Annotated in this window: 13 protein-coding genes; 10 read left to right on the top strand and 3 right to left on the bottom strand. The window is 70.9% G+C overall.

Annotation, left to right across the window (positions count from 1 at the left end; translation table 11 throughout):
* Positions 1-137: 137 nt before the first annotated feature.
* Together TA90_RS11725 and TA90_RS11720 are read right to left on the bottom strand one after the other, a co-directional pair.
* Entirely contained in the window at positions 138-1,682 is a 1,545-nt protein-coding gene (locus TA90_RS11725; RefSeq protein ID WP_052450830.1) for a catalase, read from the bottom strand.
* Positions 1,683-1,773: 91 nt separating this feature from the next.
* Positions 1,774-2,247, bottom strand: coding sequence for a Fur family transcriptional regulator (locus TA90_RS11720; protein ID WP_052450829.1), 474 nt, complete (start codon positions 2,245-2,247; stop codon positions 1,774-1,776).
* 214 nt (positions 2,248-2,461) lie between these two features.
* Here TA90_RS11720 and idi point away from each other — a divergent pair, with 214 nt between their 5' ends.
* The 8 genes from idi (at position 2,462) to TA90_RS11685 (ending at position 10,170) form a co-directional block, all read left to right on the top strand.
* Entirely contained in the window at positions 2,462-3,064 is a 603-nt protein-coding gene (gene idi, locus TA90_RS11715) for an isopentenyl-diphosphate Delta-isomerase (protein WP_082031674.1), read from the top strand.
* Positions 3,061-4,110 carry a polyprenyl synthetase family protein gene (locus tag TA90_RS11710; RefSeq protein WP_052450828.1) on the top strand — a complete coding sequence of 350 codons (1,050 nt, stop codon included), beginning with the start codon at positions 3,061-3,063 and terminating at the stop codon, positions 4,108-4,110. The genes idi and TA90_RS11710 overlap by 4 nt, the downstream gene beginning before the upstream one ends.
* Positions 4,107-5,033 (top strand): phytoene/squalene synthase family protein, encoded by a 927-nt coding sequence (locus tag TA90_RS11705; RefSeq protein ID WP_074015397.1) that lies wholly within the window; start codon positions 4,107-4,109, stop codon positions 5,031-5,033. The genes TA90_RS11710 and TA90_RS11705 overlap by 4 nt, the downstream gene beginning before the upstream one ends.
* The gene (crtI, locus tag TA90_RS11700; protein ID WP_074015396.1) at positions 5,030-6,844 is read left to right on the top strand and encodes a phytoene desaturase family protein; all 1,815 of its coding nucleotides are present in this window, start codon (positions 5,030-5,032) and stop codon (positions 6,842-6,844) included. The genes TA90_RS11705 and crtI overlap by 4 nt, the downstream gene beginning before the upstream one ends.
* Positions 6,841-7,608 (top strand): lycopene cyclase domain-containing protein, encoded by a 768-nt coding sequence (locus tag TA90_RS15295; RefSeq protein WP_197067896.1) that lies wholly within the window; start codon positions 6,841-6,843, stop codon positions 7,606-7,608. Before crtI ends, TA90_RS15295 begins: the two co-directional genes overlap by 4 nt.
* Positions 7,605-8,369, top strand: coding sequence for a prenyltransferase (locus TA90_RS11690; protein WP_197067895.1), 765 nt, complete (start codon positions 7,605-7,607; stop codon positions 8,367-8,369). The genes TA90_RS15295 and TA90_RS11690 overlap by 4 nt, the downstream gene beginning before the upstream one ends.
* The gene (locus tag TA90_RS15795) at positions 8,366-8,491 is read left to right on the top strand and encodes a hypothetical protein (RefSeq protein WP_269420052.1); all 126 of its coding nucleotides are present in this window, start codon (positions 8,366-8,368) and stop codon (positions 8,489-8,491) included. The genes TA90_RS11690 and TA90_RS15795 overlap by 4 nt, the downstream gene beginning before the upstream one ends.
* 146 nt (positions 8,492-8,637) lie before the next feature.
* Positions 8,638-10,170, top strand: a complete 1,533-nt coding sequence (locus TA90_RS11685; RefSeq protein WP_231550736.1) for a C69 family dipeptidase — start codon at positions 8,638-8,640, stop codon at positions 10,168-10,170.
* Positions 10,171-10,189: 19 nt separating this feature from the next.
* On the opposite strand, the gene TA90_RS13420 is transcribed toward TA90_RS11685, so the two are convergent.
* Complete coding sequence (locus TA90_RS13420) at positions 10,190-10,627, bottom strand: hypothetical protein (protein ID WP_147513493.1); 438 nt, start codon at positions 10,625-10,627, stop codon at positions 10,190-10,192.
* Positions 10,628-10,882: 255 nt separating this feature from the next.
* Between TA90_RS13420 and TA90_RS11675 the strand changes: the two genes are divergently transcribed.
* Together TA90_RS11675 and TA90_RS15290 are read left to right on the top strand one after the other, a co-directional pair.
* Positions 10,883-12,082 (top strand): low temperature requirement protein A, encoded by a 1,200-nt coding sequence (locus tag TA90_RS11675; protein WP_197067894.1) that lies wholly within the window; start codon positions 10,883-10,885, stop codon positions 12,080-12,082.
* A 114-nt stretch (positions 12,083-12,196) separates the two neighbouring features.
* Positions 12,197-12,424: hypothetical protein (locus TA90_RS15290; RefSeq protein WP_043536687.1), on the top strand; the 228-nt coding region annotated here is incomplete at its 3' end.

Here is a 12,424-nt window from a genome sequence, read left to right as displayed (position 1 = left end):
TCCCCCGTCGGGACGGCGGCCGCCCATGGGTGCCGCGTGGTGCGGGTGGCTCGCCTGCTGCTCAGTGGCCCGCCTGCTGCTCAGTGGCCCGCCTGCTGCTCAGTGGCCCGCCTGCTGCTCAGTGGCCCGCCTGTCGGTCAGTGGCCGGCCGGCGCCGGGTCCGACCCGGCGGCACCCGGGGCGGTGGCGTCCGAGGAGGTGGCGCCTGCCTTGGCGCGGTAGGTCCTCTCGATGCTGTCACCGACCTCCTGGTCGATGTGGCGCCAGTACTCGAAGACGTGGGAGAGCACGGGCTCCACGACGCCGTCCAGGAGGGATCCGGTCACGGTGTCGACCAGGCGGGCGCGCTGGGCATCGTCCATGACGTCACGCACCAGGGTGTGGGCCTGACCGAAGTCATCGTCCTCGGCGTGCAGGGTGTAGGCGGTGCGCACCAGCTCGCCGTCGGCCTCCCACCCGTTGTCCACCGGACCCTGCTGGTCCTGGTACGCGCGACCGTAGGAGTTCGGCGCGTAGACCGGGGCGTCCCCGCTGTGCAGGAACTGCATCGCGCCCTCCTTGTCGTAGGAGTTCGTGGGCGTGATCGGCCGGTTCACCGGCAGCTGGTTGAAGTTGGTGCCCAGGCGGTTGCGCTGGGCGTCCGCGTAGGCGAAGGTGCGGCCCAGCAGCATCTTGTCGGGGGAGACCCCGATGCCCGGGACGGTGTTGGCGGGGCTGAAGGCCGCCTCCTCGATCTGGGCGAAGTGGTTCGTCGGGTTCTGGTTCAGCGTGAAGTGGCCGACCGGGATCCTCGGGTAGTCCGCCTTCGACCAGACCTTGGTGAGGTCGAAGGGGTTGAAGCGGTAGGTCTTCGCGTCCTCGTAGGGCATGACCTGGACCTCGACGCGCCAGGAGGGGAAGTCGCCCCGGTTGATGGCGTCGAAGAGGTCACGGCGGTGGAAGTCCGCGTCCTTCCCGGCCAGCTCGGCGGCCTCCTCATTGGTGAGGTTCTCCACGCCCTGCTCGGTGAGGAAGTGGTACTTGACCCAGAACTTCTCCCCGGCCTCGTTGACCCACATGTAGGTGTGGGAGCCGTAGCCGTTCATGTTCCGCCAGGTGCGGGGCAGGCCGCGGTCACCCATGAGGTAGGTGACCTGGTGGGCGGACTCGGGCGAGAGCGTCCAGAAGTCCCACTGCATGTTGTTGTCACGCAGGCCGGAGGCGGGCATGCGCTTCTGGGAGTGGATGAAGTCGGGGAACTTCATGGGGTCGCGCACGAAGAAGGTCGGGGTGTTGTTGCCGACGATGTCGTAGTTGCCGTCCTGCGTGTAGAACTTCAGGGCGAAACCGCGCACGTCACGCCACGTGTCGGGGGAACCCAGCTCGCCGGCCACGGTCGAGAAGCGGGCCAGCATCGGGGTACGGGTACCGGGCTGGAACAGCTTCGCCTTGGTGTACGCCGAGACGTCCTCGGTGATGACGAGCTCACCGAAGGCGCCGGAGCCCTTGGCGTGGGGGCTGCGCTCCGGGATGCGCTCCCGGTCGAAGTGGGCGAGCTTCTCCACCAGTGCGACGTCGTGGAGCATGAGGGGTCCGTCGGGCCCCACGCTCAGCGAGTTCGCGTCGGACTCACGAGGGGCGCCCGCCTGCGTGGTGGACGTCCTCGTCGAGTCGTGCTGGGCGGTGGGATCGAACGCGGTCACGGTGTTTCCTCCTGGGTTGGGTGACATGACGGGTCGGTGACGCCCTCCCGACGGGGAGGACGCAGGACATTGGGGGTGCGGATCCGGGGATTCAGGACCCGGCGCGACGCTCCGCGGCAGCTGCCCGTTCCCGGCAGGACGGGCACACGCCGCGGAAGAGGACGTCGACGGCCTCGATCGTGAAGCCGTGGTCGTCGGAGGCCTCCAGGCAGGGGGCCTCACCGACGGCGCAGGCGACGTCCTCCAGTCGGCCGCACACGCGGCACAGCAGGTGGTGGTGGTTGTCGTGGTGGTGGACCTCGTAGCGCACCGCATTGCGGGAACCGGTGGAGACCCGGCGCAGCAGCCCGGCGTCGGTGAGCGCATTGAGCACCCTGTAGACGGCCTGTGTGGACACGGAGCCGAGCCGTTCACGCACGGCGGCTGCGATCTCGTCCGTCTCGGCGTGCTGACGCCCGGAGGCGACGTCGAGGACCGCCAGGCGGGGTGCGGTCACGCGGAGACCGGCACGTCGCAGCTGTTCGCGCGCGTCCAGCTCAGCGCCCTCCACCTGTGTGCTGATCATGTGAACAACATACTCCAAGAAGCGATCAGTTCCAATGACGGAATGCACCGGGCTGGGGGTGCACACATCCCGGGGAGCGACACTGCGGCACGGGGCGGAGCACCGCTGTGCGCGTCCGGGCCCGCCCGCGCGGCCGGCGGCGTCGTGCGCCCGTGCCGTCAACTGCCGCACCGTCCCGCGCGCACCCCGCAGGACCTTCGGGTAGATTCCAGGAATGGAGCCCCGTCATGAGCAGCCGGTCAGTGGCACACCCGTCGTGCACGGCGCCCCCGTGGGGGAGTCCGGGGACGAGCTCGTGGTCCTGTGCGGGCCGGACGGACGCCCGACGGGTTCCGCGCGGAAGGCGGACATCCACACCCACGGCACGCCCCTGCACCGCGCCTTCTCCTGCTACCTCCTCGACGCGTCCGACCAGGTGCTCCTCACCAGGCGCGCCCTCACGAAGGCCACCTGGCCGGGGGTGTGGACCAACTCCGTGTGCGGCCACCCGCAGCCCGGCGAGTCGGAGTCCGACGCCGCCCGTCGGCGCCTCGAGGAGGAGCTCGGCATCGATGTCGGCCCGACCGCGGCATTCGAGACGGTCCTGCCCGCCTTCACCTATCGGGCCACGGATGCCTCCGGAGTGGTGGAGAACGAGTTCTGCCCCGTCCTCGTGCTGCGGGTCGACCCCCGTCCCGACATGTCCCCCAACCCCGACGAGGTGGCCGAGTGGGCCTGGACGCCCCTGGCGCGGGTACGAGAGGCGGTCGAGGGCGCTCCCTTCGCATTCAGCCCCTGGATGGTGCGGCAACTGGACGAGTGGAACGGTCCCGGATGACGACGGCCTCGGTGCAGGAGCACCTCCTCGGTCTCGTCGACGCCAGACTCGAGGCCTTCCTGGACCTGCGTCGCGCAGAGGCCACGGACCCGTCGTTCACGCGTCTGTGGGACCTGTTGGCCCAGTCCTGCCAGGGAGGCAAACGCATCCGCCCCCTCCTCGTCCTCACGGTCGCCACCGGCGCGGGCACGCGGATGGATCCCGCGACCCTGGCCGCGGCCGCCGGTGTCGGGGCCGCCTTCGAGATCCTCCACACCGGATTCCTCATCCACGACGACATCATGGACCGTGACGTCCAGCGACGAGGGCGTCCCACCGTCGCGGCCGCCCTCATGGGTGTGGCCCGCGACGGCGGGGACGTCGATGCCACCCACACCGGGGCCTCGGCGGCGATCATCACCGGGGACCTGGCACTCACCGGCGCCTACCGCCTGCTCGCGGATGCCGGCCCCTCCATGTCGCGTGTCGTGGACATCGTCGACGAGGCACTCAGACGCACGGCTGAGGGCCAGCTGCGGGACATCTCGACCACCCCCGCCGCACGCCCCCGTGAGGAGGACCTGTTGGACCTGGCCCGCCTGAAGACCGGGGTCTACTCCTTCGAGGCGCCGATTGCCTGCGGCGCGGTCCTCGGGGGCCTGGGCCCGACGCCCACCGCGCAGCTGGCCGCCGGCGCCCGGGACCTCGGGGGCGCCTTCCAGGTCGTGGACGACCTGCTCGGCACCGTGGGAGACCCCGGACTCACCGGCAAGTCCACCTCCTCGGATCTCAGGCGCCGCAAGCACACGGTGCTCACCGTGTGGGCCGCCTCCCGCGATGCGCGTTGGCCGTCGATCTGGGAGGACCTGGGACGGGGGGACTCCGAGGAGGCGGAGCACCTCGCACGTGAGGTCATCGTCTCCAGCGGCGCAGACGACCATGCCCGGGAGCTCTCCGCGGCACTGCACGACTCGGCCCGCACCCACTTCACCCATCCCAGCGTCCCGGAGCCACTGGCCCGGGCACTCGTGGCACTGACCGACACCCTGGAGGCACGGAGCCGATGACACGTCCCACCACCACTCCGGCGCGGCTCTTCGAGCGTGCCGCGCACGAGGCGGCCGCCGTCGTCATCGGGCAGTACTCGACCTCCTTCGGCATGGCCGTGCGACTCCTGCGGGAGCCGGTGCGCACTGCGGTGCGCGACGTCTACGCCATGGTGCGCGTCGCTGACGAGGTCGTGGACGGGGCCTGCGCGGACCTGTCCACCCAGGAGGTCAGGACGATCCTGGACCGCTACGAGCAGGACGTGCTCGCCGCCATCCCGCGCGGGTTCTCCACCGACCTCGTCATCCATGCCTTCGCACCCACCGCCCGGAGGGTGGGCATCACCGCAGAACTCGTGGGCCCGTTCTTCGACTCCATGCGGGCGGACCTGACACGCAGCGCACACGACCGGGGAAGCCTGGAGGAGTACGTCCACGGCTCCGCAGAGGTCGTGGGCCTCATGTGCCTGCGCTGCTTCCTCCACGACCAACCCGACCGGGAGGAGGCCTGGGTGCGTCTGCGCCCGGGCGCCGAGCGCCTCGGGGCCGCCTTCCAGAAGGTGAACTTCCTCAGGGACCTCTCCACCGACTCAGGGGAGCTGGGGCGCACCTACTTCCCCGGCGTCACGCCCGACACGCTCGACGAGGCGACCAAGTCCCGCCTCGTCACGGAGATCGACGCGGACCTGCGGGCCGCCGACACAGCGATCGCCCAGTTGCCCGACTCCAGCCGGGCCGCTGTGAGGACCGCCCACCTCCTCTTCGGTGAACTCAACGACCGCATCGCCGCGACACCTGCCCGGGAACTCGCCCGCACGCGCGTGAGGGTGCCGGATGCGCGCAAGGCGGTGCTGGTGGCACGGGCATTCCTCAGGGAGGACGTGTCCGCACCGGGCACCGGAAGTGGCAGACCCTCCCGGTCCGTGGCGGGAGGGACGAAGTGAGGAACACGCGCCACCCCCACGTGACCCGGCGTCCCGCCAGCGGTGCGCCACCCCACGCCCTGGTCATCGGGGGAGGTCTGGCGGGTCTGGCCACCGCAGGGCTCCTGGCCCGCGACGGGTACGAGGTGGACCTCTTCGACCGTGGCCCGGACGTGGGCGGCAGGGTCGGTGAGATCCGCGTCGACGGTTTCCGTTTCGACACGGGTCCCACCTGGTACCTCATGCCGGAGGTCTTCGAGCACTTCTTCGCGCTGATGGGTTCACGGGTGGAGGACCACCTCGACCTCGTCGCCCTCGACCCCGCCTACCGCCTCTTCGCCGGCAGGAGGGATCCCGTGGACGTCCGCTCCGGGGTCGAACGCGTCGTGGAGCTCTTCGAGGGACGCGAACCCGGCGCGGGTGCCGCCGTGCGGGCACACCTGGCCTCGGCGGGGGAGACCTACTCCCTGGCCATGGACAACTTCCTCCACACGAACTTCCAGTCCGTGCTGCCCTGGCTCAACAGGGACGTCCTCGTCGGCCTCCCACGTCTGGTGCGCCTGCTCACGGAGTCGCTGGAGACCCAGGCGTCCCGGGTGGTCCAGGACCCCGTGCTGCGCCAGATGCTCACCTTCCACGCGGTGTTCCTCTCGACCGCGCCCTCCATGGCGCCCTCGATGTACCACCTGATGACCCACCTGGACCTGGAGCAGGGGGTCTTCCACCCCCGCGGGGGGATGCGACGTGTCGTGGATGCCGTGAGGGACGTGGTCCTGGCGGCCGGAGTCCGCATCCACACCCGCTGCGAGGTCGAGGAGATCCTCACCCGTCCAGGTGGCAGGGGGAGGACCCGCGCCACGGTGACGGGACTGAGGGTCAGGGACAGGGACAGGGACGGGCACGGGGACGGGCGGGCGGTCGACGTGGCGGGTGACGTCGTGGTGTCCACGGCTGACCTGTGGCACACGGAGACCGCGCTCCTGCCCGCCCACCTGCGGTCCCACTCCCCGCGCTACTGGGAACACTCCACCGACGGGATCGGGACGGTCCTGGCGATGCTCGGCGTGGAGGGGGAACTGCCCGAGCTCGCCCACCACTCCTTCTTCTTCACCGACGACTGGCAGGAGAACTTCGCCGCGATCTTCGGTGGAGGGCCCCGAGTGCCCGACCCGGCCTCGGTCTACGCCTGTCGCGCGGGCGCCACCGACCCCGACACTGCGCCGCCGGGGTGCGAGACGCTCTTCCTCCTGGTGCTCGTGGCCGCCGACGAGGGAATCGGACACGGCTCCATCACCCGCGGGCACGGGACGGGGGACGTGCCCGGGGACGTCGAGGTCGAGGAGGCCGTCGACCGCGCCGTCGAACAGGTGGCGACCTGGGCCGGCATCCCCGACCTCGCCGGTCGCATCCGCACCCGGGTCACCCTGGGACCTGCGGACCACGCCCTCCTCCACCACTCCCGCCACGGCAACGCCCTTGGACCGGCCCACACGCTGTCCCAGTCGGCCTTCCTCCGCGCCGGATCGGCCTCACGCCGGGTCGACGGGCTCCTCCACGCCGGGCAGACGACGACCCCGGGCATCGGTGTCCCCATGGCCCTCATCAGCGCGGAGAACGTCCTCAAGCGACTCCACGGCGACACGTCTGCGGGCCCGCTTCCCGAACCGCCCGCCCCTGCTCGACCACGCACCGCGGCGGGTCCGCTGCCGATGGACTCGGTCGCGGCATTGGAGTCGGCCCACGCCCCCGGGCGCAGCGGGTCCGAACCCGTCGGGGATCCGTTCCCCGGGGGAGCGTTGCCCGGGGGCCCGTTCATCGGGGGCACGTCTTGAGCGGAACCGGCTGGCTCTACGGAGGTCTCCTCCTGTGCTCGGCCGCCTGCATGCTCCTCGTCGACCGCCGGTGGCGACTCGCCGTGTTCCGCACCCCGCGCCCCGCGCTGGTGACCATTGCGCTGTGCGTCGTGGTCCTGCTCCTGTGGGACCTGGCCGGGATCGGGTCGGGGATCTTCCTCTGCGGGGCGGGACCCTGGCAGACGGGATGGCTGCTGGCGCGCGAACTCCCCGTGGAAGAGGTCCTCTTCCTCACCTTCCTCTCCCACCTCCCGCTGGTGGTCGACTCCGCGGCCACCCGCCTGCTCGGGGAGGGCGGGCGCCGGGCACGAGTCGTGGAGCTCCTGCCCGTGCTCGCAGTGCTCGTCCTCGTCCCGGGCCTCGTGGTGTCGAGCCAATGGCACGGCGGCGGCGCGTCACTGACCTACCTCGTCCTCGATGCCGCCTTCCTGGCACCCGCCCTCGTGCTGGCCGTCCTGTGCGGGCGAGGCGTCGGGCGCAGCCCCGGGGACCCGTCGACGAGGGCGACACTCGCTGTCCTCGCGCTGCTGACGGCCTTCTTCGACTCACTGCTGATCCACTTCGGGATCATCGCCTACGACTGGGCGCTCACCTCCGGTCTGCGCATCGGGCTCGCCCCGTTGGAGGACTTCGCCTACATCGTCCTCACCGCTGCACTGGCCCCGGTGCTGCTGCGCCGTCTCGGTGGAGCCCGCCACCCGCACGGCGCTCCGATGGAGGTCCAGGAGGGAACACGCCGATGAGCACTGTGAAGATGTTGTTCGCAGCGTCGCGGCCGCTGTCGTGGATCAACACGGCCTACCCCTTCTCCCTGGTCCTGTGGCTGCTGACCCGGCAGGTGGACGCCACGCTGGTGGTGGGGACCCTCTTCTTCCTCATCCCGTACAACCTGGCGATGTACGGCATCAATGACGTCTTCGACCACGAGTCCGACCTGCTCAACCCCCGAAAGGGTGGGGTCGAGGGCGCTCTGGTGCCCCGACGCCAGCACCACACCGTCCTCATCGCTGTCGTCGTGACCACGGTTCCGTGGGCGGTGGCACTGGCCGTCCTCGCGGGGCCGGCGGCCGCCGTGGTCCTGGCCGTGGTCCTCTTCGCGGTGGTGGCCTACTCAGCGCCCCACCTGCGCTTCAAGGAGATCCCCTTCCTGGACTCGGCCACATCCGCGACCCACTTCGTGGGACCGGCACTGGTGGGTCTCGCAGCGGCAGCGCCCTCCACGTCGACGCCACTCGCCTCGCGAGAAGTGGTCGCACCACTGGTGGCCTTCTTCCTGTGGGGCATGGCCTCCCAGGCCTTCGGCGCGGTCCAGGACGTGATCCCCGACCGGGAGCGGGGCTGGGATCGGTGGCCACGCAGATCGGCGCCCGGGCGACGGTGCGCGTCGCGGCCGCCGGGTACACCCTGGCGGCCCTGCTGCTCCTCCTCGCGGGAGGCGCGGCCCGATGGGTGGCACCCCTGTGCCTGGTCTACGCGGTCTCCGTCCTGCCCTGGTGGAACGTGACCGACGAGGACTCGGCAGCGGCCCACGCCGGATGGGTGCGCTTCCTCTGGCTGAACTACGTGGTCGGGTTCCTCGTGACCCTGGTGGTCATCGCCGCCGTCAACGGGTACCTGCCCACGTGAGAGGCCGGGGCCCGGCGGGAAGCAGTCCCTCCGGTGGCCCGGAGGGTGGCGCACCCGGGCACGCCGGGGACCGCACAGGACAGTGACGGCACGTGGAGGTCGGACGCCTCACAGCTCCATCCGTGCCTACCATGGTCACGACCGGCGTGATCGACGACATCGAGGGGGACACACCCGTGGGCTGCACGACGATTCTGGTGGGCAAGGGCGCGAGCTACGACGGCTCTCCCCTGGTGGCGCGCAACGAGGACTCCGCCAATGGCGAGTTCAACCCCAAGCGCATCGTCGTCGTCCACCCGGAGGACCAGCCGCGCACCTACACCTCCGTCATCGCCCACCTCACCGTGGAACTGCCCGAGGAACCGCTGCGCTACACGGCCGCCCCCAACGCCGTCCTCGACGAGGGCATCTGGGGCGAGGCCGGCATCAATGCCGCCAACGTCGCCATGAGCGCCACCGAGACGCTGACCACCAACGAGCGTGTGCTGGGCGCCGATCCGTATGTCGAGTACCGTCCCGCTCGCGGCACCGAGGGGACCCCCGACTTCGTCCCCGAGCAGGCCGGCGGCATCGGCGAGGAGGACTTCCTCACCCTCGTCCTGCCCTACATCCACTCCGCGCGCGAGGGCGTCCTGCGTCTGGGCGCGCTGCTGGAGCAGTACGGCACCTACGAGGCGAACGGAGTCGCCTTCTCCGACGTCGATGAGATCTGGTGGCTCGAGACGGTCGGTGGTCACCACTGGATCGCCCGGCGCGTGCCCGACGACACCTACGTCACCATGCCCAACCAGCTCGGCATCGACAGCTTCGACGTCGAGGACGCGCTGGGGGAGGGGCGCGAACACCTCGCCAGTCCCGACCTGCGTGAGTTCATCTCCGACAACCACCTCGACCTCTCCCTGGACGGGTCGCTCAACCCGCGCGACGCCTTCGGCTCGCACTCGGACGCCGACCACGTCTACAACACCCCGCGTGCCTGGTACATGCAGCGCACACTGAACCGTCACAGCGGGGAGTGGGACGGACCGGCCCCCCGCTACACGCCGAGCTCCGATGACCTGCCGTGGGCGCGCGTGCCCGAACGCCGGATCACCATCGAGGACGTCAAGGACGTCCTGAGCTCCCACTACCAGGGAACCGAGTACGACCCGTACTCGCAGATGGGGACCGAGGCACAGCGCCACCTGCTGCGGCCCATCGGGATCAACCGGCACAGCCAGCTCTCCGTCCTGCAGGTGCGGCCCCACGCTCCGGAGTCCTCGCGAGCGGTGCAGTGGGTGGCCTTCGCCTCCAACCCCTTCAATGCCCTGGTGCCGCTGTACACGAACGTCGACACCATCCCCGACTACCTCTCGGACACGACGGCCCGCGTGACGACGGAGAACTTCTACTGGGCCAGCCGCGTCGTCGCCGCGCTGGCGGACGCCCACTTCAGTGACACGATCCCGGAGATCGAGCGGTACCAGCAGCGGGTCCTGAGTGCCGGGCACGCCAGCATCCGCACCACCGACGAGGGTGTCTCCACGCTGTCCGACGAGGGCGCACTCCGTGAGGCCCTCGCCGGTGCGAATGAGGCGCTCGCCGCCACCGTCCGCAACGAGACCGAGTCACTCCTGGACCGCGTCCTCCTCATCGCCAGCAACGGGATGCACAACCGTTTCTCACGTTCCGACAACTGAGGGGGCGTGGCGACCCGCGTCAGGAGTGGTCGACCAGCTCCGCAGCAGCGTCGCCGCTCCTGAGATGCCAACGACGCGTGATCCCACGGTCGCGGATCCCGGACCGGGTCACGCGCACGACGGGCCCACGCACCACGTGCTCGATGAAACGGAGGTTCTCGGGCGCGGCAGGACGTCCGTAGTAGTACCACTCCCACAACACCCGTCGGGCACCGCCGATGCGGAACGCGGACCCGGAGATCTCGACGTCCCGAGGTCCCCACACCGAGAGCACCTCCCCACCCGTGAAGTGCACCCGGAGTTCCCCCGACGATCCCTCCTCACAGGAGGCGGGGCGGTGGAAGTTGTCGAGGGGCTTGCCGAAGAAGTCACCGAACACCCGCAGCGTCCCCCCGTGTGCCTGTCCGGCCCGGGCCAGCTCGTCCCAGCGGTCGATGTCCTGCGATGAGGGCTCCATGACCACATTCTCCACCGGCGTGCGGCCCCCGCGCTGGACTCCTCGGTCCACGGGCGGTGCGACGTGCGCCGAGGAGGTCCACGGCAACCCCTCCACCGCGCCCAGCTCCACGGGCAGCCCGGCGTGCGGTCCGGTCGAGGGCCGGGGACACCGGCACCGGCTCCGTGCCTCCTCCCTCCGACGGGGCGGGGTCGCCCTCGTGGAATCGCCCCCGTCCCGACACGGACCCCCAGACCCAGCCGGAAGGGGCCACACATGCCCGCCACCGAACAGCCGCGCTTCGGCCTCACGCGGATGCGCCCCCGCGATCCCTCCGAGACCCACCGCGCGGCCTCGCCCCTCGAGCTCTTCTTCGACCTCGTGTTCGTGGTCGCCGTCTCCCTGTCCTCCACCCAGCTGCACCATGCGGAGTCGGGGGACCACGTCGTCTCCGGCGTGGGCGCCTACCTGATGGTCTTCTTCGCCATCTGGTGGGCGTGGATGAACTTCACCTGGTTCGCGACGGCCTTCGACACCGACGACTGGCTCTACCGCGTGGTGACGATCCTCCAGATGGGAGGCGTCCTCGTCCTCGCCGCGGGCGCCGCCCCCGCCATGGACGAGGGCGACTGGACACTCGTCACGATCGGCTACGTCATCATGCGTCTGGCGATGGTCGCCCAGTGGCTGCGGGCCTCCCGTGGCGCCCCCGAGCTGAGGACCACCTCCCTGCGCTACGCAGTCGGCATCACCGCCCTCCAGGTGCTGTGGGTCGCCCGCCTCTGGCTCCCCGGGGGCGGCGGGGTCCTCGTCTTCCTCCTCCTGGTGCTCGGCGAACTGGCCGTGCCCGTGTGGGCCGAGAGGTCGCGGCCCACCCCGTGGCACCCCGGCCACATCGCGGAACGCTACGGGCTCTTCACCCTGATCGTCCTGGGGGAGTCCGTCCTGGCCTCCACCTCGGCGGTCGTCGACGGCGGCGAACACGTCGAACACCTCGGGCCGCTCGTCCTCATCGCGGTGTGCGGGCTCACCCTGGCGGCCGGGATGTGGTGGACCTACTTCTCCCGCGAGCACGACGAGCGTCTGGGCTCCCTGGGCAGCTCCCTGGTGTTCGGGTACGGGCACTACGTGGTCTTCGCGGCGGCCGGCGCCTTCTCGGCCGGCATCGAGGTCGCCATCGACCACGACACGCACTCGACCGGCCTCGCCGCCTCCGCTGCCGCGGCCACCCTCACGGTGCCGGTGGGTGTCTTCATCGTGGCCGTGTGGGTCCTGACGCTGCAGGGAGCACTCACCCCTGCGCAGGACGTGCTCGTGCCCGTGCTCGGGGTCGCGGTCGCCGCCTCCGCACTGCTCCCCTTCAGTCTCCCGGTCGCCGCACTCCTCGTGGTCGCCGTGGTCGTGGTCCTGGAGGTCGGGGGGCGTGGCGAGCCGGGCAGGGGCAGCGCGGGGTCCGCCGACGAGGGCGTCGCCTGAGCCCTCCGGGGCGGAACGTCCCGGCCCAGCGGGGCGCAGTGCCCGATCCCGGCCCGTCCTGCGCGACCCCGGGCTGCATGGGAGGATCCCAGCACACGTGCGAAGGAGACCGTGATGACCCCGACGAACCCAGCTGAGAACGCACCGGAGACCTCACCCAGTGGATCCACCGCCCCCGGGCGCGACGCCGGTGACACCGCCCCCGGGGCCCCGCCGCGCGGAGCCGACGGTCCGACCACTGCCGACCCGACAGTCGTCCTCCTCCACCACGTTCGGGGACTCACCCCCGGGGTCCTCGCCCTCGCCGAGCGACTGCGCGAGGGCGGCCACCGCGTGGTGACC

Source organism: Actinomyces polynesiensis (assembly GCF_000820725.1).
Taxonomy (GTDB): domain Bacteria; phylum Actinomycetota; class Actinomycetes; order Actinomycetales; family Actinomycetaceae; genus Pauljensenia; species Pauljensenia polynesiensis.
This window is presented reverse-complemented; position numbering and strand designations above follow the sequence as displayed.